Annotated in this window: 24 protein-coding genes and 1 pseudogene; 22 read left to right on the top strand and 3 right to left on the bottom strand. The window is 44.7% G+C overall.

Annotated elements, in window-relative coordinates:
• Positions 1-107: 107 nt before the first annotated feature.
• Positions 108-1,250 (top strand): annotated as a pseudogene (locus MHI38_RS03640) (chromate transporter).
• A 205-nt stretch (positions 1,251-1,455) separates the two neighbouring features.
• On the opposite strand, the gene MHI38_RS03635 reads toward MHI38_RS03640, so the two are convergent.
• Positions 1,456-2,385 carry an L-lactate dehydrogenase gene (locus tag MHI38_RS03635; protein WP_154890403.1) on the bottom strand — a complete coding sequence of 310 codons (930 nt, stop codon included), beginning with the start codon at positions 2,383-2,385 and terminating at the stop codon, positions 1,456-1,458.
• A 347-nt stretch (positions 2,386-2,732) separates the two neighbouring features.
• Here MHI38_RS03635 and MHI38_RS03630 point away from each other — a divergent pair, with 347 nt between their 5' ends.
• The 21 genes from MHI38_RS03630 (at position 2,733) to MHI38_RS03530 (ending at position 21,994) form a co-directional block, all read left to right on the top strand.
• The gene (locus MHI38_RS03630) at positions 2,733-4,010 is read left to right on the top strand and encodes a WD40/YVTN/BNR-like repeat-containing protein (RefSeq protein WP_090916582.1); all 1,278 of its coding nucleotides are present in this window, start codon (positions 2,733-2,735) and stop codon (positions 4,008-4,010) included.
• A 150-nt stretch (positions 4,011-4,160) separates the two neighbouring features.
• Positions 4,161-4,370, top strand: a complete 210-nt coding sequence (locus MHI38_RS03625; RefSeq protein ID WP_090916580.1) for a hypothetical protein — start codon at positions 4,161-4,163, stop codon at positions 4,368-4,370.
• Between the two features lie 226 nt (positions 4,371-4,596).
• Complete coding sequence (locus MHI38_RS03620; protein WP_186809712.1) at positions 4,597-4,926, top strand: hypothetical protein; 330 nt, start codon at positions 4,597-4,599, stop codon at positions 4,924-4,926.
• A 497-nt stretch (positions 4,927-5,423) separates the two neighbouring features.
• On the top strand, positions 5,424-5,996 hold the full coding sequence (locus MHI38_RS03615; protein WP_154890401.1) for a histidine phosphatase family protein: 573 nt from the start codon (positions 5,424-5,426) through the stop codon (positions 5,994-5,996).
• Positions 5,997-6,013: 17 nt separating this feature from the next.
• The gene (locus tag MHI38_RS03610; protein WP_154890400.1) at positions 6,014-6,793 is read left to right on the top strand and encodes a phosphotransferase; all 780 of its coding nucleotides are present in this window, start codon (positions 6,014-6,016) and stop codon (positions 6,791-6,793) included.
• 32 nt (positions 6,794-6,825) lie between these two features.
• Positions 6,826-7,605: an HAD family hydrolase gene (locus MHI38_RS03605; protein WP_341180978.1), complete on the top strand. Its 780-nt coding sequence runs from the start codon at positions 6,826-6,828 to the stop codon at positions 7,603-7,605.
• A 31-nt stretch (positions 7,606-7,636) separates the two neighbouring features.
• Complete coding sequence (locus MHI38_RS03600) at positions 7,637-8,113, top strand: GNAT family N-acetyltransferase (RefSeq protein WP_154890398.1); 477 nt, start codon at positions 7,637-7,639, stop codon at positions 8,111-8,113.
• An 87-nt stretch (positions 8,114-8,200) separates the two neighbouring features.
• Complete coding sequence (locus tag MHI38_RS03595; RefSeq protein WP_341180977.1) at positions 8,201-9,211, top strand: CHAP domain-containing protein; 1,011 nt, start codon at positions 8,201-8,203, stop codon at positions 9,209-9,211.
• 141 nt (positions 9,212-9,352) lie between these two features.
• The gene (locus tag MHI38_RS03590) at positions 9,353-9,919 is read left to right on the top strand and encodes a GNAT family N-acetyltransferase (protein WP_154890397.1); all 567 of its coding nucleotides are present in this window, start codon (positions 9,353-9,355) and stop codon (positions 9,917-9,919) included.
• Between the two features lie 33 nt (positions 9,920-9,952).
• Positions 9,953-10,438, top strand: a complete 486-nt coding sequence (locus MHI38_RS03585; RefSeq protein WP_154890396.1) for an AAA family ATPase — start codon at positions 9,953-9,955, stop codon at positions 10,436-10,438.
• A 67-nt stretch (positions 10,439-10,505) separates the two neighbouring features.
• Complete coding sequence (locus MHI38_RS03580; RefSeq protein ID WP_261769328.1) at positions 10,506-10,631, top strand: hypothetical protein; 126 nt, start codon at positions 10,506-10,508, stop codon at positions 10,629-10,631.
• Between the two features lie 8 nt (positions 10,632-10,639).
• A complete protein-coding gene (locus tag MHI38_RS03575) occupies positions 10,640-11,239 on the top strand; it encodes a C39 family peptidase (RefSeq protein ID WP_341180976.1) in 600 nt (199 codons plus the stop codon).
• 182 nt (positions 11,240-11,421) lie between these two features.
• The gene (locus MHI38_RS03570) at positions 11,422-11,820 is read left to right on the top strand and encodes a DUF2500 domain-containing protein (protein WP_090916558.1); all 399 of its coding nucleotides are present in this window, start codon (positions 11,422-11,424) and stop codon (positions 11,818-11,820) included.
• A gap of 192 nt (positions 11,821-12,012) precedes the next feature.
• Entirely contained in the window at positions 12,013-12,762 is a 750-nt protein-coding gene (locus MHI38_RS03565) for an SDR family NAD(P)-dependent oxidoreductase (protein ID WP_154890393.1), read from the top strand.
• 146 nt (positions 12,763-12,908) lie between these two features.
• Complete coding sequence (locus tag MHI38_RS03560; protein ID WP_341180975.1) at positions 12,909-14,669, top strand: hypothetical protein; 1,761 nt, start codon at positions 12,909-12,911, stop codon at positions 14,667-14,669.
• A 174-nt stretch (positions 14,670-14,843) separates the two neighbouring features.
• Positions 14,844-15,266, top strand: a complete 423-nt coding sequence (locus tag MHI38_RS03555) for a cell wall hydrolase (RefSeq protein ID WP_154890391.1) — start codon at positions 14,844-14,846, stop codon at positions 15,264-15,266.
• Between the two features lie 69 nt (positions 15,267-15,335).
• The gene (gene gerQ / locus MHI38_RS03550; RefSeq protein ID WP_154958016.1) at positions 15,336-15,833 is read left to right on the top strand and encodes a spore coat protein GerQ; all 498 of its coding nucleotides are present in this window, start codon (positions 15,336-15,338) and stop codon (positions 15,831-15,833) included.
• A 217-nt stretch (positions 15,834-16,050) separates the two neighbouring features.
• Positions 16,051-17,619 carry a sigma-70 family RNA polymerase sigma factor gene (locus MHI38_RS03545; RefSeq protein WP_154890390.1) on the top strand — a complete coding sequence of 523 codons (1,569 nt, stop codon included), beginning with the start codon at positions 16,051-16,053 and terminating at the stop codon, positions 17,617-17,619.
• A gap of 307 nt (positions 17,620-17,926) precedes the next feature.
• Positions 17,927-19,219, top strand: a complete 1,293-nt coding sequence (locus MHI38_RS03540; RefSeq protein ID WP_154890389.1) for a hemolysin family protein — start codon at positions 17,927-17,929, stop codon at positions 19,217-19,219.
• Between the two features lie 545 nt (positions 19,220-19,764).
• A complete protein-coding gene (locus tag MHI38_RS03535; RefSeq protein ID WP_154890640.1) occupies positions 19,765-21,228 on the top strand; it encodes an Msr family ABC-F type ribosomal protection protein in 1,464 nt (487 codons plus the stop codon).
• Positions 21,229-21,466: 238 nt separating this feature from the next.
• Positions 21,467-21,994 (top strand): hypothetical protein, encoded by a 528-nt coding sequence (locus tag MHI38_RS03530; RefSeq protein ID WP_154890388.1) that lies wholly within the window; start codon positions 21,467-21,469, stop codon positions 21,992-21,994.
• A gap of 1 nt (position 21,995) precedes the next feature.
• Here the strand turns inward: MHI38_RS03530 and MHI38_RS03525 are convergent, their stop codons facing one another.
• Positions 21,996-22,937 (bottom strand): hypothetical protein, encoded by a 942-nt coding sequence (locus tag MHI38_RS03525; RefSeq protein ID WP_154890387.1) that lies wholly within the window; start codon positions 22,935-22,937, stop codon positions 21,996-21,998.
• Complete coding sequence (locus tag MHI38_RS03520) at positions 22,915-23,505, bottom strand: RNA polymerase sigma factor (protein ID WP_090924812.1); 591 nt, start codon at positions 23,503-23,505, stop codon at positions 22,915-22,917. The genes MHI38_RS03525 and MHI38_RS03520 overlap by 23 nt, the downstream gene beginning before the upstream one ends.
• Between the last annotated feature and the right edge of the window lie 126 nt (positions 23,506-23,631).

Here is a 23,631-nt window from a genome sequence, read left to right as displayed (position 1 = left end):
TGACCTGCTAGGAGAGATGGGCGAGGATGAAGACGGGAAATCTTGCTTCGGATGATCAAGATCAGGCTGTTACACCAAACCGATGGCGTGCGCTGTGGGAAGTGCTTATGGTTGCTGCCAAGCTGGGACTGACATCCTTTGGCGGCCCGACAGCGCATTTAGGCTAATTTCATAACGAGTATATACGCAAACGAAAATGGATGGACGAGCAGAGTTATGCTGATCTAGTGGCGTTGTGTCAATTTCTCCCTGGACCAGCGAGTAGTCAGGTGGGGATTGGGATCGGTGTCATGCGTGCAGGTCTGCTTGGTGGATTGATGGCTTGGATTGGATTCACTCTTCCGTCCGTGCTCATATTAGTGGGGTTTGCTTTTATTTTAAAAGGTTACGATGTGGGCCATGCGGGTTGGATTAGCGGTTTAAAAATCGTAGCAGTGGTAATTGTTGCTCATGCCATTTTTGGCATGGCTCAGAAGCTTACCCCGGACAAGGTGAGGATTACCATTGCTGTGTTAGTGGCTACAGCGGCTTTACTACGGACAGTTCCATATAGTCAGATCATATTAATCCTGTTCTCAGGTTTCATTGGCTGGTGGATGTACCGCAATGTTCCGGTCACTCCAGTTATCAAAATGAATGTGCCCATCCGCCGTAGCTTGGCTGTGCTGTGTTTAATCACTTTTGCAGGTCTGCTTATCCTGTTGCCGATCCTGCGGCAGGCCATAAATATGGAGTGGATCGCTCTTTTTGATTCGATGTACCGAGCAGGTTCCATGGTATTTGGCGGGGGACATGTCGTATTGCCATTGCTTGAGCAAGAACTCGTACCTCACGGTGTAGTGAGCAAAGATGACTTTCTAGCTGGATATGGGGCAACACAAGCGGTCCCTGGCCCCTTGTTTACATTTGCCGCGTATCTTGGGGCAGTTTCGATGGGCGGAGCAGGAGCGTTTATTGCTACAATCGCTATATTTTTACCTGCATTTTTGCTCATTATCGGTGCGTTGCCCTTCTGGAATGTGCTTCGCGGTAATTCGCATATGCAAGGAGCGTTAGCTGGAATCAATGCAGGAGTTGTAGGTCTTCTGTTAGCCGCACTCTATCAGCCGCTATGGACAACAGCTGTATTGTCGCCTGCTGATTTTGCGGTGGTATGTATTTTGTTTGTGTTGCTGAACTTCTGGAAATGCCCACCATGGATCATTGTTCTATTAGGTATCGTTGGAGGTATGATTGTCAATCAAATTTGAATTTTAGTTTCCGTCATTATTATTATGTAAACAGAAGAAAATAAAAAGTTAAAGACTGAAATAATTAATGATAATCATGAATGAGCTGAAATTAAACGATAATCTTGTAAGGAAGTGGAGCGCCCAGTCACGTCATATCAAAAGACCATCCGGAACTCTATGCAGAGTTGTTGAATGGTCTTTTTTTAATGGATAAGTGTATATGTTATTCCAGTCCGGCAATCTGTTCTTTTAATTTGCTTGCAGATGCCTGAAAGGCCAATCTCTCGGTTTCATTCAACGGAAGCGGCAGAATTTCACGCACGCCATGGCGATCTACGACACAAGGAACACCCAGATAGACATCAGAAACGCCGTTATAATCTTCAAGCAATGTGGAAACATTCAGAACGGAGCCTTCGTTACCCAGAATGGCAGCGACAATACGATCGAGTGCCAAAGCGATGGCATAGGAAGTGGCTCCTTTAGCATTAATGATCTCGTAAGCTGCGTTTTTGGTGCTATTGAAAATGTCTTGTTGGGTTTCTTCGTCCAGTTCAAGGTCTGTTCCCGCAACGTTTGCCAGACTCCATACAGGCACCTCGGAATCCCCATGTTCACCGATGATGTGAGCGTGAATGCTGCGGGGGTCGATGCCTTTATTTTTACCGATCAGATAACGGAATCGTGCGCTGTCCAGCAATGTACCTGAGCCAATGACCCTGGAAGCCGGCCAGCCGCTTTGTTTCCAGGACGTATAGGATAAGATATCGACAGGGTTCGTAGCAATTAACAAAATACCGTGCGAGTTGACTTCGGTAATTCGATCAATGATGTCTTTGAAAATGCTTGCATTTTTCTTCAGCAGATCAATTCTAGTCTCGCCCGGCTTTTGTGAAGCACCCGCAGTAATGATGATGATATCGGCATCTTTGCAGTCGGAATAGTCGCCTGCCCACACTTTAACGCCCCCGGTAAATGGTAAACCGTGGTTCATATCCAGCATTTCACCGGTTGCCTTGTCATGATTCACATCCACAAATACCAACTCGGACGAACGCTGTCTGAGCATAAGCGTGTATCCCGTTGTTGTTCCTACCGCACCCATGCCGATAATAACGACACGACTGGGCTTCAATGCTGAACTTGTTGTCATAATCTTATCCTCTCCTTTTTGGGTATACTACCATCCATATTAAGGGATATGTGGAGATAAAGCGAGTTTTGTCTATAACTTTTTTCACAACATATCTCATTTTCCAAGGGGAATCCGCTAAAAAGGTGGATAAATAGACTTCAAATGATTCAAAAAAGGTCTACATATTGGTATTCAAGGACAATGATCGGCAAAAATATTCAACATTCGGCAGGTTCCCCGGCGGTGTGAGCCTTTAGGTCGAAGTTTGTGGTAGAATAGGAGCAGTGGATTCTGATGAATCGTAAATATAACTTCGTCACAGAGACATGCGCGTCTGTCTGATGAATGAGAGAGGTGGAACCCACTTGCGCTTGCAATGGAAAAAAATCGCGCAGACAGCAATGCTGTCTATAGGTATCATGATGTTACTGGTTGCTTGTACCAAAACGGAACAGCCGCCAGTTGCAGAACCTCAGGAACAGGATGACAGCGGTAACGTTGGTCAGACTCTTACTGTTGTACCCCCGGCAAACAATAACACCGAAGCAGCGGAGATGGCCAAATATCAGATTCAGACTCGTTTGACCGATTTTCAACTCATTAATGATAACGGGGGCTTGGCCTGGGGAGTTACGCGTAATGCGCTCCGGCTCTATTACACTCAGGATCAGGGAAAAACGTGGACCAACATTTCGCCCTCAGAGAATGTGCAATTCCCGGCTAATCCGAAATATGGAGAAAGTATTTATTTTGTAGATCGTATGCATGGCTGGATTGTTCGAGAGGGGATGGGAGGCACAGATACGATTGTGCTACGTACCAATAATGGAGGCGTGAGCTGGAGTTTGTCTTCCTTGTCGAAGACGGATAAGGTAACAGCGATATCCTTTGTCTCTCCCGAGAAAGGCTGGGTTCTGACGACACTCGATACGGGAATTGGTAAACAGGACAAGAACCTGTATCGTACTCAAGATGGAGGTACAACTTGGGAGCGAATGACTTCCAGTGATGACAAGGATAAATCCCAAACGGGTGAAATTTCAAGACGTGGCTACACCACGGGCATGACGTTTTCGGACTCCAAGCATGGATTCCTGAGTGCCATAGAGTTCGGTACACCGAAGCTGTACGTGACATCAGATGGTGGCGAACAGTGGCGAACGGGTTCTTCCTTTTTTGACCGGGATAAATTCAAAGCGTGCGGTAATTTCACGATCAGTGCACCTCAATTTTTTGGACGTGAAGCGAAGTCGGCCTGGATGTCCATGTCATGTGCCAGCGGAGAGAGCATAACGTTCAGCGGTTTCTTCACAGCTGATGGTGGCGTAAGTTGGAAGCCGTATTCATTTAATCTGGATAAGCAAACAGGGATTAACCGCAACCTGGCGCCTGTATTTCTGAGTCCATCGGAAGGTTGGGCGATGCAGAAGGGCATTATGTATTATTCGAAGGATACAGGCAAAACATGGACAGCCTACCCTACGAGCAGTGTGTTAGAAAAGATTTTCAAAGACTACCCTGAGATTGTGAAAATGCAGATGGTATCGCCGAAGCTTGGCTGGATCTTGGTGGAGAATACTGATGCCAAACGTTCGCTACTACTGCAAACCGTAGATGGCGGAGAACATTGGAAAGTACTTTAATATTGCTGCTTGGGAAAGTGTAAGGGGGAGATCTCGAATGAGGTTTTCCCTTTATTTTTATTTTATTTTTTTGATACATTGTGAAATTAATCACAAATAAATCATGAAGATGATGTTATATTTAACTCAAGAAGAAAAGGAGTGATGAAGATGAGAACCAACGGTCAAACTCAATTCACGCAGGCGGATGAATTAACAAGATACATGCTTCACTTATGCTACACATGTGACGACGCTAATCGTTGTACTACGGAAGAAGCCGTGAAAGCTTGCATGGCTGCACATGCAGAGACAGATCAGCCGGAACAAGCAGAAGGCGTAGATGTAACTCGTGGATTCATGGACATGATGTACGCCTAGTGAAAGAAAGTGGAGATGAAAATAGCGCTGTATCAACGATTGACCCCCGAAAGGGGGTTTCTTTTTATATGCGGTTAAATGTTCCTACAATCCTCTATTCAATCTTGTGTGATATTAATTTTGAGTATATTGGAATTTATTGAAATAATCAATTATGTTTCATATAATACTACATATCATACGGTGGTCACAGATGGATAATTCTTTAAGCATAAGGAGTAATATGATGAGGAAAATTAATTTCACTTCGATTGTGATTGCAGTAGTAATTGGGACTACAGTAATTACAGGAACATCTATGATTCAAGCTTCTGAGATTAACACTATAGACTCGCACGAAGTCTCTACAGATTCTCTTCCAGCTAACTTACAATATGATTCTCAACATCCAGATGAGATTTACATAAAGGATTGCGGTGTATTCGTAAAGGCGGACTCAAATCCAGTTGATTTACATGGAAAAGATTTAATTTATGATGCGCAAGAAGTTACAGATAAAACTGAAGTAATTATAGGCTATGATGCAACCTATGTGAAAATAAGGGACTGGGAATAAAACAATGTCATATTGACGAACGCAAGGAGATAATTTTTCTTGCTCTTTTTTTATGTAATGGGGCAAATTCTCAGGATACTTTCTCACAATAGTCACGTAGCATAAAATGGGAAATAATATATCTTCGATACTTTATAGAAAATCCATGTGTAAAATAAAATAAATAGTATGTGATTTTCTGAAACCCATTTCATCACTCGTTGTATAAGAGGGATCACGTTTGAATTTTTGGCAACTTCTCATTACGTGGATTGGCATCCTTTGTTTGGTTATCGGATATAAAGATCGTGTGAACAAATGGATACTGTACCCTATATCACTTCTATGCATATTTGGAACATTCGTTTTCACATTATATAAAACAACAAATCTCAGTCCATAAAAGAGATCAATAGATCTCAAGGACAGCCATTGACGAATACTAAATGTATGTGTTAGCTTCGTTTTACATGGAAGATGCAGGGATTCATGAGTGTATCTAGAAAAGAGGAATACATATGGCTATGATCGGCGTTATCCGCCACGGTGCAACGGACTGGAATGATGAATACCGGACACAAGGGCATACCGATATCCCGCTCAATGCAGAGGGGAGAAGACAGGCACATTTGCTTGCTGACCGAATTCGATCGGAACAATGGCATTACATCTATTCAAGTGATTTATCGAGAGCATTGGAAACGGCATCTATACTTAGCAAAGCTATTTCGATTGAAATACGTGTAGACGAAAGGTTGCGCGAGATGGACTGCGGACAGATTGAGGGTACGACGGAGCAAGAACGTGTGGATCGTTGGGGGTATAGCTGGTCCAAGCTGGATTTGGGGATTGAATCTCAAGAATCGATTCTAAAAAGGGGAAGGCAGTGCCTTGCCGACTTAGCTAACCGGCATTCAGGTGAGAACATATTAGTTGTAAGCCATGGAGCATTTCTTAGCCTTACTATGAAAAGACTTCTTACTCATATGGATATCAGAGGAAATCTATTAAACACATCGGTAACTCACTTGCATAGCGGAACTCCTCGGTGGGATTGCTCGCTCTATAACTGTACTAAACATCTCACTTAGGTGGAGGAGGAAATCCTATGCAACTCGCAGATATTCCATCGGAGATATTAGGACAGATTGGAACGGTACAGCAGGTTATGCTACCTCGGCAAGGGCACACCTCTACCGTTGCCGTTCTGGAGACAGCAGATCAGAGATATGTAATCAAAAAAACAGAGCACGAACTCTACAATGCATGGTTGTCTGATGAATATGCCGCAATGCAGCTTCTTCAAGGAACAGGAATCCCTATTCCGAAAACGCATTCATTTTACATAGAGAATCAATCTAGATGGCTATTGATGGATTATGTGGATGGAATATCGTTGAGACAATTTCTTGCCGGTTATCCGCCTGAGAAAGATAAAGAAAAGGCGATTGTCAGCTTAGGACGTTGTTTGAAACAACTGCATGAATGTCCATGTCCGATCGAATGGCAACAGGTGGAGCACGCTTGGCTTGATCATATATTAACGAAAGCGGAGTATAATCTGGCTCATTATTCAGTAGACGGAACCGAAGAACTACTTGCTCATTTAAAAATAAACCGACCAGGCGATATGGCGCCCACCTTAATACATGGAGACTTCACTATCGATAATGTACTCGTCCATAACGGCGAAGTCGTGGGAATAATCGATTGGGCGGGGGCGGCTCATGGTGATCCCCGGTATGACGTGGCTTTGGCCATTCGGCCAAAAACGAATGCCTTCGAGGATGAGCGGGATAAAGATATTTTTTACGATGCGTATGGCAAGCGGAGATTGACGGAGGAAGAGTATCGGTATTTCGAAGATGGAATATATAACTTTTTCTAAAAAGTGCACAAAAGTGAGACAGGGGCTGTGCCATGGAATTCCCGGTAATTATTGTAGATTTGGATGGAACCCTATTGAAGGCAAACAAAGAAGTCTCCGAGCGAAACGTAAAGGCGATTCAAGATTGTGCCCATCGTGGAATGAAATTCATATTTGCAACGGCGCGTCCGCCGAGGGCAGTGAAAGCTTTTTTGCCGGAAAAATTGCTGGAGCTTGGTTCATTTGTGTATTATAACGGCGCGTATACAAATTGCAGACATAATGGAAAACAAAATCACTTTGGAATCACACCTGCGTTAACTGCAGAGGTTCTAGACTATTGTCTGGCATGTAATCCGAATCTGGACATTAGTTTAGAAGTGAGAGATGTATGGATGAGTTTGAAGCCTTATGATGCAGAGACAATCATGAAAGTAAAAGGGCAACCTATGGTCAGGTCTTTAATGGAGCTTAAACAGCAAGAAGCATCCAAGATCCTTTTCACAGGCAATCTGGACCGGGTGGCTTTTCAAGAATGCTTTGAAGGAAAATTAAACATATTGCTCACGGATCAAGGTGAATTAACACAAGTCTCGGCGTTGAATGCATCCAAGGAACATGCCGTCTCTGTGATCTGTGACGCCATGGGTGTTGCAATGCAAGATGTGATGGTGTTTGGGGATGATGTAAACGATATCGGTCTGTTTGATCAATGTGGTTGGCCTGTGGCGATGGGGAATGCCACTCAGGATTTAAAATGCAGAGCGAAAGAGATAACAGAAACGAATGAAAATGACGGGGTGGCTGTTATTTTGGAGAGACTTTGTCAGTAATGTCGTGAACGGATTGTGGAGGTACAAGTTCATGAAATATAGCGTAAGAACAGCTGTCGCCAGGGACATCGTAGGACTCTGTTCTGTTCGAAACAACGAGACCTTATTCATGTCCTACATGAAACAGCAGGAAAATAAAGAAGTCATTGTAGTCCTTGCTGAAACCGAGGATGAGGATAGCGTCATCATGGGGTTTGGAGTTCTTAAATTACAAGGAAAGCTGGTTCCTAAATTAAGTGATCTGTACGTTAAGGAAATATATCGCGGTCAGGGTGCTGGGTCAGCATTGATTCGGTATAGAGAAGAACGTGCGAAAGAATTGGGTTATAGCGAAATGTTTGTGAGCGTTGATCCTGTCGAAAATCCCAGAATGATCAAGCTGATCTCGAAGCACGGTTATCATGCCATCTCTGAACCTTACTCCAAACAGGCTGTTTACTACAATGAAGATGGTTCAAGTTACGAGAAAACGTACATACGGATGGATTTGAAAAAGCAGCTGCTGTAGAGTTGGTTTGCTTGGCTCTGCGAAGTTGTTACTTTGCTTTTGCGAGTAGCCGGATGACGCACAAGAATGTTGAAGGGTTGCGATGAGATGAACACAGGTGGTACTATAGGAACCCGAAATAATAGAATAGACGAAGTGTCACGTGTTATTCGCAGAATGTCTCACGAAGGGTTCCCGGGTCAAGAAGAGGTGTGGATCCAACTTGTTGGTGTGTCCAGTTTCGCTTCCTTGCTTGCGACTCGAAGAGGAGTAAACCAGGAACTGGCCGCGATCACAGGTTTGCTTCACGGATGTTACCTTTACAGAACCGGGATCAATGTTTTCCCGGGTCCTAATAGCGCAGATACTGCAAGGCAGCTACTCCGGGGTTTACAGCTATTCAGTGAGGAAGAATTGTATATCATACTGAATTCGATTTTTGTTCAAGAGGCATGTCAGCAGGTTCAGGGGTCGTACGAAGAGATTTTAAAAGATGCGATCCATTTACATATGAACTTCTCTCCTGTAAGACAGAGTTTAACGAAGGCGAGGATGGAGAAGGTCAGATTACATCATATATTGCATGAGCTTGGAATGACGGTTGAGGTGGATGAAATGGATTCCACAGGCTCAACGGTAGAAAAACAGGATTACTGTGAACAAAGACGCTCAGCCCTTGCTGATGCTGCAGAGAAGTTGGCCAAACAAAAGATTATCGGAGTTCCAGAGGATGAACACTTTCGGCAGATTTGCCAGTATTGGCCGGACCGCGATATTCACACGATACTTAAGGATAATTGGTGCGCGGCTTTTGTGTATCATTGCTGTATGCAGGTTGACATTAAGCTGCCTATTCGTTATCCCAACCGGACGTATCGTTTAGCTGGAGTTGGAGCGTGGCTGGACTGGGCCAGGTTACCTGAAAATGAATTTTTCTATCTTGATCAGGAAGATGGTTTCAAGCCAGAGCGAGGTGACTTGGTCGTATATGAAAAACTGCTGTCTGACGACTCGCATGATCACATTGGCATTGTTGTGTCTTGTGAGGGCGATTATTTACTCGTCGCAGAAGGAAACGTGGGTAATCACAACTACTCGGGGATCGTGAACAGATCCTGAGGTGACTGTATTCTTGGATACATTCGGATCAGTGATGACTACCAATTTCATTTCGAAGGGGAATATCGACCGATTTAAGATTTGAAGCTGGCTGGTAGCAGATTAAGGAGGATTCAGAATAAACATCTGGGAGGATTAATTATGTTTAAACATGCCTTAGACCGTACAGATACAGCGTACCTTTCGCTTTTTACATCCAATGACGCTACAGCGTTATTCCGATTAATTGATCGTAACCGGGAACATCTCGGAGCCTGGCTCAGGATTCCTGATATGACTTTGACTGAAGAGGATTCAGCGGGTTTTATCGAACGCACTCGTCTGCGTTACGCGCAGGAGGAAGGATACTGGTTAGGGATCTGGTTTCGAGGCGAACTGGCGGGTTCGATTGGATATTGTGATATTGACCTTGAAAACAGGAAGGCTGAGATTGGTTATTGGCTGGGACAGGAATACGAGGGAAACGGACTCATCACGAAAGCAGTCAACGTACTGATTGAGCACGCATTTGAGCAACTTGGATTAAATAAAGTGGAGATTGGAGTAGCAACGGACAATCGGAGAAGTCGTGCTATACCCGAGAAGCTGGGTTTTCAACGTGAAGGTGAGCTACGAGATTATGAGTTTTTGAATGGGAGATTTCTACATCGAGTGATGTACGGCCTAAGGACTGAGGAATGGCATTCTATCGATTCACAGCGAGATTAGAGCTTATAAGACGACAACAGGAGGAATATTCTAATGAGTAAACTACCTTTATTTGTAATCACAGGCGCGAGCGGTACGGGCAAAACAACGGTGTCATCACATGTGCGCAAGCTTTTGCCTGAATTTGACGTCTTTGATATGGATATCATCAACAATGTCGATTGGCAGATTGCCAAAGAGAATTGGCTGCGCGTTGCTTATAGCATCTCGTTAAGCGGAAGAGGTACCGTTCTATGCGGCACGATGGTACCCGAAAATATTGCATCCTCCCAATATATTGAACGATTTGATCGTATTCATTACGTCAATCTGCATTGTGATGATGCGACGCGTGAGATGCGATTACAAGCACGTGGCTGGGACGAGAATGCGATTAAAGATCATCGTAATTTTGCGAACTGGTTGTTGCAGAACGCGGATAAAGCCTTTGACCCGGCGATGCCAACGGTGGATACAACCGATTTGTCTTCTGAGGAAGCGGCAAAACAGATTGAAGAGTGGGTCAGAGCGAACTGGTAGAAAAGTTGGATGTCTCGATGACGAAAATGTTTAGAACGTAACATATATGGATGATCGGAGGGTTCGCATGCTCCCTTTTCAAGTCATAAACGAAGGCACATCCAGACAGGCTCAGTGGTTGTATGATCATTATGAGAACATTGTGACGTACAGCTTATTGTCCAGTGATTGGCAGGAGGAAGGTTCGAAATGATATTCAACATGATCTTATGGCTGACAATCATCTGGTTAATTTATCGCTATTACAGTCTTCCGAAGAAAGATCATATGTACAGCGTCAAAGTACCCTCTACATATTTCATTTCGTCCCCCAACAGGACGGAGGTACAGAAGAACGTCGAATGTGCTGCATTTTCCAGTGCATATGTGTTAAGACATTTTGGTATCGAATCCGAAGGAGATGAACTTTATCGGAGGTATCCGCGCAAATTACTGGATGGCACCTTTTATCCGAAAGCGATTACTGTGTTTTTTAAAAAATTGGGATATCCGGTCACGTATTTGCGTGGTAATGTCACTACGTTAAGAAAGCAGATCAGCCGCGGCGTGCCTGTCATTCTGTTCATCAGGGTTCATTCGGACCGGCGATTTTTGCACTTTGTGCCTGTTGTCGGGTATGATGAAACTCATTTTTATCTGGCAGAGTCTCTGGATTTCAAGCGGAATTGTGATGAAGCGCAGTACAATCGGAAGATTAGTATAGATGAACTGGAGTCGTTATGGAACACATGGCTTCCTTTCACTCGCAACTCCTATATCGTGATTGAGCCCAAACCTGATTCTTTAGATAAATCTGCGTAATAAATTGCGCTATAGCACGGTTGAAGCATGGCTGAGTATGTTCAAAATATAATCGGTGCTCCACCTGAGATATACGATGTAAATATTTCATCAGGTTAACAAGTTCTGTGTTCGTCCGCATATACATTACAGAAGACGGGTCAAGACTCCGGCTGTCCCAAGTATGAACGGAGGGGAGAGACATGGGCATTGAATCATCCTGGATGTTTGATTTGTTTGGAACCGTCTTTCCGGTGGCATTTGTCCTGATTCTGGGTATCGTGCTGTTATCAATGGGCAAAGAAGTATGGAGGTGGGGGCGCAACAATGCAGAGCCTCTGCTGACTGTACACTCTCGCATCACTAGCAGACGGGTTAAGATGAGCCAGTCGCCTTCCGAATCCGGCACCACAAATGCCGCACGAACGTTGTATTACGTCACTTTTGAAGTAGAGAGCGGTGACCGCTTGGAATTCAAAGTGAATGGTGAAGAGTATGGTATGTGTGCCGAAGGGGATGAAGGACGGCTCTCCTTCAAGGGAACCCGGTATATTGGATTTGAACGCACGAATCGTCTGTACACTGAACGTTTACGAGGTTAAAAGAAGTTGAAAATGGAGTAGCTTGCGCCCGAATGGCGTAAGCTTTTTTTGACGGATTAGGGGACAAGCGTTTCTTAAAGGGGCGAACGTGTTTGTATATTAGTATAGAGTTAGTGGAAATCGATAAGAAATGAACAAGGTAATTAGTACATCAAATTAAACAGAGAGTCTAACCAGAGGAGGAATATAGTCATGTCATTTACAGATCAAGTTGTTGTTGTCACGGGAGCGGCTCAGGGAATTGGACGAAGTGTGGCAGAAGCTTATGCGGTTGCCGGGGCTAGAGTCGTGCTTGCCGATGTTCAGGAAGCCGAGGGAGCAGCGGCAGCGGCTTCGATCCGCAATGAGGGCGGCGAAGCGATCTTTGTGCAGTGTGATGTGCGGAAAGAGCAAGATATTCAGCAGCTATTCGATACCACAGTGAAAGAGTTCAAACAGGTTGATGTATTGGTGAATAATGCTGGAGTGTCCAGGTGGGAATCGCCCTATGAGCTAACGGTGGATGAATGGGACGATGTGCTCAATACGAATGTAAGGAGCTGTTTTCTGGCAAGTCGGGAGGCGGCCCGGCATATGAAAAAAAATGAACATGGCGGTGCCATCGTAAATATGGCTTCGACCCGTTCACTAATGTCTGAGCCGAATAGCGAGGCATATGCCGCATCAAAAGGTGCAATTACAGCGCTGACACATGCGATGGCAGTCTCACTTGGTAAGGACCAAATTCGGGTCAATTGTATCAGTCCCGGCTGGATTGAGACTGGAGATGTGTCCAAACTCAAAGCGGAAGACCACGAGCAGCATCCATCCGGTCGGGTGGGGGTGCCATCGGATATTTCAAGGGCCTGTCTATATTTGTCCGACCCTGCTAATACCTTTGTCACAGGGACTAATCTCGTAGTTGATGGAGGCATGACCCGAAAAATGATATATGAGGACTAGAACCGGGACGTCGCCCCGAAGCCGGTCTTTCGATATCCCTCGAAGCTGGAATAAGCCCAAGTTAAGCACTTGGGCTTATTTGTTTTTGATAAGTCGGTTGCTATAATGAATGTGATTTTACAACAGAACAGGAATGGAGGGAGTGTATGTTCGGGAAAACGTCCCGGAAAGTATTTTGGCTGTTATTACTGATCGGAGGAATGATAATGATCGGGATCAAGTCACCTGCTACAGCTGAAGATGTGGATATACGGGCTGCCTGGGTATGGCAGGCACAGTCTGTTAAGAGTGCAGGAGATGAGCTGCTGGAAAATGCGGCTAAACATAAGATTAATCGGCTGTATGTAAACGTAGACACGACCATATCCAAAGAGGTGTATCGAGCATTTATTGCCAAAGCGGATCGTGAAGGTATTGCCATTGAGGCACTGGGTGGCGACCCTTTCTGGGGTGTTCAAGGCCGCGAGGGTCCGATGCTTCGATTAACTTCATGGGTGCAGGATTACAATCAGGCTGTGGAAGCAAGTGAACGTTTTGATGCAATCCATCTGGATGTTAAACCATATGTGTTGCCTGCATGGAAGGCAGACGCCAAACCATTGGTGCAATCCTGGATCAGTAATATGAAAATGGTTTTAAATCAGGCCAAACAGGATGGCGGAATAGCCGTGCATGTAGATCTGCCTTTCTGGCTCGATTCATACACGGTCAAGGGTGATCGTACAGCAGATGATGCAGATAACGAAGCATTGTCACACTGGTTTATTCAAAATGTAGACCATGTGACCCTGCTTGCTTACCGGGATAATGCACAAGGAAGTAACGGAATTATTCGTTTAATTGAACAGGAGATGCAGTGGGCAGACGCGAGCGGGACAAGTGTTACCGTGGGAGTAAACACCAAGCCGATGCCAGGTGAAGAGTTTACCAGTTTTGCGGGCAAAGGCTCAGCGCAGCTGGAGAATGCGCTCCAAGAGGTCGCAACTGCATTTCGGGAACATAAGTCCTATGCCGGTTCAGCTGTCCATGATTTGACGTATTGGGGGGAACTGGAGCCAGGAGAACAGACACCGCCAGAGAAACCAGTGAACCCTCCTGCGAGTGCACCTGAAATTCGCGGCACCTATATCTGGGAGGCTTCACAAGTGACGGATGATGGCGGCGACCACATTCTGGCTTTTGCCAAGCAGCAAAAGATTAACTGGTTATACGTCCGGCTTGATCTGGATCAGCCCTACTCCAGTTACCGCAGTTTTGTAAAAAGAGCGAAAGCTCAGGGGATCGAAGTTCATGCGATGGGTGGACATCCGATCTGGGGCAAAAAGGAGAATCGTCCTCGGATCAAACGACTGATCGATTATGTGAAAAACTACAATGCCGAAGTGGAACCGGATGAGCGGTTCGAGGGCATCCATCTGGATATCGAGCCGTATACGTTGCCCGAATGGGAGGCTAACCGGAATACGTTGCTGACCGAGTGGGCATCGAATATCGCCTATTTCCAAGAAGAAACGAAGAAAGACAGCAACCTTGAAACCAGTGCGGATCTTGCGGTGTGGCTGGATACCTACCCGCTACCAGGTAAGGATATCTCAGTTACCGAGTTCATGATTGATACGCTTGATCATGTATCCTTGATGGCATTCCGTAACACTGCAGAAGGCTCTAACGGGATCGCTGCAGTCGTAAGTCAGGAAATGGAGATTGCAGATCGTCTGGGTAAACGACTGCTCATTTCCGTCGAAATGAAAGAAAATTTTGAAGGTACACATATTTCATTTCACGAAAAAGGAGCCGAGGAGATGGAGAGTCAGCTCATCAAACTGCCAGACCTGCTCTCTAAATACAAGGCTTACAAGGGCAATCTGGTACATGCTTATGATTACTGGATCGAAGCCAAACCTTAACGGATTCAGGAGCATAGCAAAATTAATTTGTGTTATAAAAAGGCTTTGGGACTTCACCTTGCGTGAGGTTCCGGGCTTTTTTTATGGAAAAAATCTGGAATAGTGTCACCGAATAGGCTCCTGCACAATACGATGTACGGTGATGAACAGTTGCTGCATGGGAGGGATCAGTAAATGGCTGTAATTAAGGCCAACACGGAAGACGTCAGATTGCTGGCCAGATTGATGAGGGCAGAGGCCGAGGGAGATGGGCAGCAAGGAATGCTACTGGTAGGCAATGTTGGCGTGAATCGTGTGCTGGCAGACTGTCTGGACTTTGGCAATATTCGTGATATGAACCGCATGGTCTTTCAGAATCCGGGGGGCTTTGAGTCCACGCAGAAGGGATACTTCTATCAGCGTGCTAGACAATCCGAGATTCGGTTGGCACAACGGGTCATTAACGGGGAACGTTTCTGGCCGGCGAGCAACTCATTATGGTTTTTTAGGCCGGTTGGAGATTGCCCGGCGACGTGGTATAACCAGCCCAACACGGGACGTTTCAAGGCGCATTGTTTCTTTAGTCCAACCGGGGAAGACTGTCCGGACGTCTATTAATCCATTACCAATTTTCATATTCAGGGAGGAATTATCGTGATTAACACACCTTATCAACCAACTCAAACTATGGGTCAGCAAGCCAACTCCGTATTGGGGGCACAAGCGAATTCTCAAGTTCAGGGAACATCTTATAAAGTCGGTAATGGCATGCCGTCGATGGCACCAACACCCGGCATGGTATCACCTGGCATGGTATCTCCTAGCTCCACCAGCGTACCGCCACTCGTATCCAGCGGAAGCCCAATGACACCGTCAGGAACGGTCGTTTCGACTACAGCTCCGCAGTTTGAGCAATCGTACATTGAAAATATTTTGCGTTTGAACCTGGGTAAATTCGGTACATTCTATATGACATACGAAGGAAACAAAGAGTGGAATGCTCGTATTTTCCAAGGGGTTATCGAAGCAGCTGGACGTGACCACATCATTATCAGTGATCCTAAAACAGGCAGAAGAATCATGTTGCTGATGGTTAACTTCGACTATGCAACGTTTGATGAGCCATTGCTGTATCAATATCCGGGCGTTGTTGGCAACTATCCACAAGCGCCAAGCAGACGTTAATCCCTCATCGATATAACATTTTATACAACACATAAGGTAATTTGGGCTGTCCTGAATGCAGTTCACATCTGCAGACAGGACGGCTTTTGCATTTGTAGTCGAAAATAAAGTAACCTAATCAAGAGTTCAAGGCACTTACATATGAGAACACAAAAGTGAAGCAATAGATATACAAGTTCAGACAGCGATGAACGACAGATGAAGGGAGTCCGCGGTATTGAAATCATGGATTGAAGGAGCAATACAGGGAGAAACGGAAGCTTATGAACAACTGGTGACGCATTTTCGAGGAATGGCACTTGCCGTGGCCTATCAGCAGTTACAGGATGCATATGGCGCAGAAGATGTTGTACAGGAGGCGTTTACCGAAGCATTTGCCAATCTGTTCAAATTGGAGAAGCCGGAAGCTTTTCCGGGATGGTTCAAAATCATTGTTGAAAGGCAATGTTATCGCTGGCTCAGACGCAAGCGGCATTCGGTGGTTCCTATGCAAGAAGTAGAGACTGTATTCCTTGAAGAAGATCAGACCCGTAACCCAGAAGCTCAAGCGCTCCAGAAGGAGTTGCAGGAAACGCTACGTCGTTCAATTGCCCAGTTGCCATCATCGATGCAAGTTGTGGTGGAGCTGTTTTATTTTCAAGGCTACACGCTCAAAGAAATATCGGACTTTCTTGATGTGAATGTATCTGCATTAAAGAAAAGGCTGTTTGATGCCCGAACAAAACTCAAGCGTTCACTGCCTATACGAAATCTGGCATCCGTGTTCAATGAACTTCATGAAGGAGGAAAAGGCATGTTGCATATTATGAATGGGGATCATGCGGCCAATCGCTTACGCGAAAGCGGTATACAAGGAGACATTCTCGTTTGGAGGGAATTGTACACGTATGGTCCTGTAACTACAGCTATGGCGGACAGGAGCGCACGTCAGCATCGTGCTGTTGTACTGGAAGAGGAACTGGGCATACCGCAGAAGGTGTATTTGCAGATTGAGTCATTAGATGAGAAGCTTCGTTCGTTACAGCAGTATAAAGAGATTGTGTTATGGTTCGAGTATGACCTTTATGATCAAACGATGTTATCCTATTTGCTGCATTATTTTAGCGGACAAGATCTACAGAACATATGTCTGAATCTCCTTTGCATCGATTCGTACCCCGAGGTAGAGCATTTCAGAGGACTGGGACAGCTTACTCCCAAGCAGATCGGAAGTTTGTCAGGCAACTGGCATGTCATTGAAAAACAGGAACTTCAGGCTGGCAAACAGTTCTGGGAAGCGTACAGTTCATCTGACATTTGGTTGCATCAAGAATACTTAAAATCCGGAATGAATGAACTCCCATTTGCAAAAGCAGCATTCGAGGCGCATTTGTCCAGGTTGCCTTCCTTAACCAATGGCTTGGGTAGTATTGAACAGACCACACTGGAGACGATTAGAGCTGGTATTCAACATCCGTATGACCTTTTTCGTGAGGTAGGGGACAAGCTACATATACTCGGTATGGGGGATCTGGAATACTGGGCACATCTGAAGCGGATGTCGGAAGGGCCGGCTGCACTTATCCGCATGACAGGAGCGGCAAGTTTTCCGAAGTATAACCAGTATGATCAAGCATTTCGTGATGCTGTATTGTCTCTGACGGAACTCGGGGTTCAGGTAATGAATGGTGAAGTCGACTGGACTACCTTCAGAGAGGATGAATATTGGGTCGGTGGCCTACATGTTGAGAGTCATCATTTGACTTGGCGCTGGAACCCGGCTGAAAAGATGCTATGTGAGATTTAAAGGACTTCCTGAATTCATAAAATGTGAATAAAACAGCGAAATCACTACTTTTGTGAACGAATTTTGTCGATTTTTCCTTTTAGGTGTCATAGGACACGGATTGACTGTGTAGTGTAGAATTATATAATAAAAGAAGTATATCCATGTTATTATGGCGCAAACAGCAGGAGGTGGAAGCATTGGGAAGTTGAAATTGCATATGAACGGCAGAATGGCTAATATCCTACATTTTCGAAGGAGGTGGACCTATTTGCCGAACGATAACGGCGAATAGGAAGAACATTTGAGTGACCCCTTACCGAGTATTATGAGTTTGTTTTTAATTGGTTTACTGGTATTAATGAATGGTTTCTTTGTCTCGGCAGAATTTGCAATGGTCAAGGTGCGAAGTAGCCGAATTGAGGCTTTAGTAGAAGCGGGTAATCGAAATGCGAAATATGCGTCAAACATTATTCGTAATATGGACGCGTATTTGTCAGCTTGTCAGCTAGGCATTACGTTAGCTTCACTTGGACTCGGATGGCTGGGAGAGCCCGTCATTGCACGACTGCTGGAGCCTGTATTTACGGCATTTGGACTGGGTCCGGTATATGTGCATGGCATCTCGATTGTCATTGCGTTTGTCATTATTACGATTTTGCATATTGTCCTGGGTGAACTGGCTCCCAAAACGATGGCAATCCGCAAGTCAGAGGCCATTACACTGTGGTCTGCGGCATTGCTGACGTTCTTTTACAAATTGATGTATCCGTTTATCTGGGTGCTGAACGGCATGGCTAATGCCTTGCTCAGATTGTTTCGGATGGCACCTGCTTCAGAACTGGATGAAGCGCATAGTGAAGATGAAATACGTATTCTCATGAAAGAAAGCAATAAGAGCGGTTTAATTGATAACACTGAATTAGCACTTGTTGATAATATATTTGATTTTACGGATACAACCGCCCGTGAAATCATGATTCCGCGGACGGAAATGATCTGTCTCAACGCCAATCAGTCCATGCTGGAAAATATGGAGATTGCGAGCGAAAGCATGCGTACCCGGTATCCGGTATATAACGGAGACAAGGACCATATTATCGGCTTTATTCACATTAAGGATCTGATGCGTTCACAGTTAACAGACACCATATCCGTGATTCGTCCGATTCTGGCTGTGCCTGATACGACGTTAATTAGTGATCTGCTCAAGCGTATGCAGCGTAGCAAAACACAAATTGCTGTTCTGATCGATGAATACGGGGGAACCTCCGGCATGGTCACGCTTGAAGATATCATGGAAGAGATTGTTGGTGAGATTCAGGATGAATTCGATCAGGAACGTCCGACCATTGAACAAGTGAATGAGATGGAATACTCGATTGACGGATTAATGCTGATTGAAGAAGTTAGTGAACGATTCGGTATCGAGATGGATCGAACGGATTACGATACGATTGGCGGCTGGTTATATTCCAGAGTGGATGCGATTCCGCCTGAAATTGGCCAATCCGTTGAATATGATGGGTATTTGTTTATTATTGAGGAGACGGAACACAAACGAATCTCGCGTGTACATGTGCTGAAGCTTGAAATGCTCGTTGAAGATGCAGGGGCATAGCTTCTCAGTGAGCATGAAGTTCATGATTTAGAGTATACCGACGTTTCTTTAAAGTTCTTGAAAAGTTCCTTACATGTAAGCCGCTATTATGTAGCGGCTTTTTTGATTGCTCCCTAACAAGTTTCTGTGCCTGGTTGACGCATGAAGAGCCTCATGGTAATATTCAATTCAATAAAAGAAGAGGAGGCTCGTTTCTATGACTCATTCCATGCGTCTTCGATAAGCAGGTCAAAAAAAGCGGATTTTACCACAATCGTGGGCTTTTTTGATTTGCTTATTTTACGTATGGAGAGACATAGGTTTCGAATGGGGTAGTTTATTTGTGCTATGCTGATTCGAAGTGTCTTCTATACGTGAGTAATGCAGATTTGAGTCCACAGTGGACTTGGATCTGCATTTTTTATTACATCCAAAATGCTTGACATAGAAAGGAGGGAAGACCTCATGAGATATATGCATTGGTATTTCTTTATATAATCCCCCTTCTTAAATCGCAGGTCATCCTGCGAACGTGAAAACTGCGATTTTTGAAGGAGGAACTCATGATGAGTATATTAATTAAAGCAAAAGAGGTTGTTGTGGAATATGCGGGCCGTGAGGTATTCAATATTGAACATTTGGAGCTTTATGAATATGACCGGATCGGCTTGGTTGGCGCCAATGGGGCGGGCAAGAGCACATTGTTAAAAGTGTTACTGGGTGAGATTCCCGAATCTTACGGGAAAGTTGTGAGGAACGGCAGTTTTTCTTATATCCCGCAGATGGAGCAGGGCGGGGCTCAGAGCGATGTGGATTATGCATTAGCGGGTAAGCTTGGAATAGACCGCTTAGATGCTGAGCAGATGAGTGGCGGACAGGAAACAAGGCTGAAAATTGCTCAGGCTTTGTCCAGTTCAGTGCACGGCATTTTTGCAGATGAACCCACGAGCCATCTCGATTCGGAAGGAATCCATTTCTTGATCCATCAGCTCTCTTTTTATACAGGAGCGTTGCTGGTTATCAGTCATGATCGGGAATTTCTTGATCAAGTGGTTGATAAAATTTGGGAACTGAAGGATGGGAAGATTACGGAGTATTGGGGTGGATATTCCGATTATTTGGCTCAGAAGAATGAAAACCAGAAAAAGCAGGAAATCCAGTATCAGCAATATGTGAATGAACGAGAACGACTGGAAAAAGCGATAACTGAAAAAAGGAATCAGGCTCGGAAAGTCGATCAGAAAGAGAAAGGGACTGCAAGGAAAAATAGCTCTGATCACGGTGGCAGACTTGCTCATCAGAAATCTGTGGGGAGTAAACAGAAGAAACTTCATCAAGCCGCTAAAAATATGGAACAACGCATTGAAGCGTTAGGGGATGTCCAAGCACCGGAGGCGAATCGTACGATTCACTTTCGTCAGAGTCATGCGTTAGAACTTCACAATCCATTTCCGATTATAGGAAATGAGATGAACAAAGTATTTGGTGAGACTGTCATTTTGGAGAACGCGTCTTTTCAATTCCCTCTTGGGGGTAAGATTGCGCTGACAGGTGCGAACGGTGCAGGAAAAACAACGTTGCTTAACATGATCTTGAACCGTGAACAGGGCATCATCATATCGCCTAAGGCAGAGATCGGTTATATTGCACAACAAGCATACACACATAACCACAATCAGGCCGTCATCGAATTCATACAGGAGAACTGTGACTATCAAGTGCCGGAGATTCGAGCTGTATTAGCATCTCTAGGGTTTTCTCCGCATGATGTGCGCAAGCAGTTGGCGGTATTAAGTGGCGGCGAGATGATGAAGTTGCAGCTGGCGAAGTTGTTGCTTGGCCGATACAATATTTTGCTTATGGATGAGCCGAGTAATTTTCTTGATCTTCCTGCAATGGAGGCGCTAGAGCATTTAATGAAAAGTTATGCAGGCACAATTATTTTCATCTCACATGATGCTCGTTTGGTCGAGAACGTCGCCGATCAGGTATATGCTATAGAGAATAAACAAATCGTTCGAATCAGGTAATTAGACGATGATGATGTTACTTGCATAAAGTAGATTTAGGATTCCGCCGAACAAAGCCTATTCTTCATCATACGAGATGGATTAATTTAGGTTTCATCGTTTTTGTTAATCCGGAAAATGATGAAAGGACGCTGCCGATTAAACCATCGGGCGTCCTTATTTTTTTGAAACCAGTTATCCATTCCGTCCGTTTAATAGATTACACCAAAAATCAAAACAGAGCTGAGGAGGAATGAAGATGCATAATATCCTTAAACGAGGTAGACAAATATGTCGAACGCCAATCTTGAAAGTAGGCCTGGTTCTGGCTTTGGCTGCGCCAATAATTCTTATACTGTCTGCCGATCCGTCTGCAGTTGCAAGTCCGATCATCAACGTGACATCGGGAGCTCGAACCGCTCCGCCGCCACTCGAATCTCAGGAGTATTTCCTCCAATCAAGGGCTGCCAAACCCGTACATATCTATCAGGCGACTTGTGCATTAACACGCGGAGACGGACTTCATGCCATCGTAAAAACAACGACTAGAACATTCAAAGACATGAAAACCTTGTCTGTGAATTATCGATTGGAGCGCTGGACAGGAACAGCTTGGGTAATGTTCGCAGGCAGCTCCTCGACACAGACCCAAATGAATCTTCTTCGATCCAATTCGGATTGGGAGGTCACATCCGGTTATTATTATCGTGTCACTAGTGTTCATACTGCTGATGATGGGATGACATCGGATGAGTCTACACATACATCACCTAGTGTATTGTTTTAATTTATTTTGATTTGGCAGGAGAATTTTGCTCCAGAAAATCGTTGGCGATTGCAATCATCTCCTCTTCAGTCACGGTTCCAAACAGACTCATACTTAGAGAACCTGTCATCCACTGAATAGAATTGAAGGGTGGTCCCACATACATGAGTGCTTCACTATCATCTGCAAGCTTCACAACAGTGCTTTTCTGCAGTGATGTTTTCTCAAGAGACTGCCCTGGCTTAACGTATTCATAATCGAACTGGATAAGCTCGTCTGTATCACTTTTACCCTGGATGGAGTATTTCACCCTCATCATATCGGACTCGTAATAGTTGTCAGGATTGACGGGATTCTCTGTATCCAGTACGAGTTCATATTTTATCTTGTCAAAACGGGCAGGAATGGCTTTGGATATAATAAATTCACCGATAAATCCATCACGAGCGATCTTTTCCGTAACCGCAACGGGGCGGAAAACATGTTTGTTGAGTTCAAAGGCAGGAATGTCTTCCGCTTCATCATGGATAATTGTGCTCGATTCAAGGTCAGGTGGTGGCGGTGTTTTGGCGGTTGAGGGATCGGGACTCAGATTTACAGACTTATCCTCAACCATGATCGATTTCATGCCATTACTCCAATCCTTGATCGATTGAACAATAGGAGATACGGCTTGTGTTCCCGAGGGCAGACTGAAAATAACGGCTCCAATGGTCACAGAAGCTGCCACGATGCCCGATAGCTTGAAGGTGCGTATTTTACGTTTACGTGCGCCAATTCTTTCGATCTCCTTATGTACCTTTTGCCAGGATTGCTGCATGGATTCTGTACGGGAGGCGGAAGGGGTAGAGGTGGCTTGTTGGAAAGCTTCATCAAATGCCTGCTCAAACGCTGCATCAAAGTATTCATCTTCAAGACCTGAATCGAATTGATGTTCAAGCTTATCTAGCTTGCCTTTGCTCAATGCTTCCACCCCATTCCTTATGTAATTTCTTCTTGATACTACCACGTGCCCGGAATAATCGCTGTTTCACAATGTCTTCTGTGGTGCTCAACAATTCAGCAATTTCCCGATAAGAAAAGCCTTCTTTCCACCGTAACTCAACGAGAACGCGGTATTCCGGCTTCAGCTGAGAAAGGTAACGCTCGATGGATTCTTGCATCATCTGAGTCTCAACTATGTTTTCAACCGAAACAGCGGTTTGATTCATCGTCTCTATATCTATAAAAACACTGTCCGTGTCCAGTTGGTTACGGTTATTTTTATTTTTTCTCAAATAATTTATTGCGGTATTCCGGGTGACTACTTTGAGCCAGGCTTTAAGTTTAACCTCGTCTTCGAAGAGGGGTTTGTTTTTAATGATTTTAATAAATGCTTCCTGAATAATATCTTCTGCCGCTGTACGTTCCTTAATGATATATACGATTAATCCATACACCATATTGTAGTATTCATAATAGACCTCTTCCTGAAGTACAGGTCCTAATTGATGAAAATCGGATGCGAGTAAAAGCTGGAGCCGATTGGCCATGGTGTTCTCCTTTCTGGTCAACAGTCCACAAACATTGGTATCATTACATTTTACAACAGATTATGGAAACGTTACAATGTCCGATAGACCTGTTTACAGTCCTGAAAAGAGGGAGTTCCGACCCTG

The organism is Paenibacillus sp. FSL K6-1558 (assembly GCF_038002565.1).
GTDB classification, from domain to species: domain Bacteria; phylum Bacillota; class Bacilli; order Paenibacillales; family Paenibacillaceae; genus Paenibacillus; species Paenibacillus polysaccharolyticus.
Note: the sequence above shows the minus strand (reverse complement) of the source record. Positions and strands in the feature narration are given on the sequence as shown.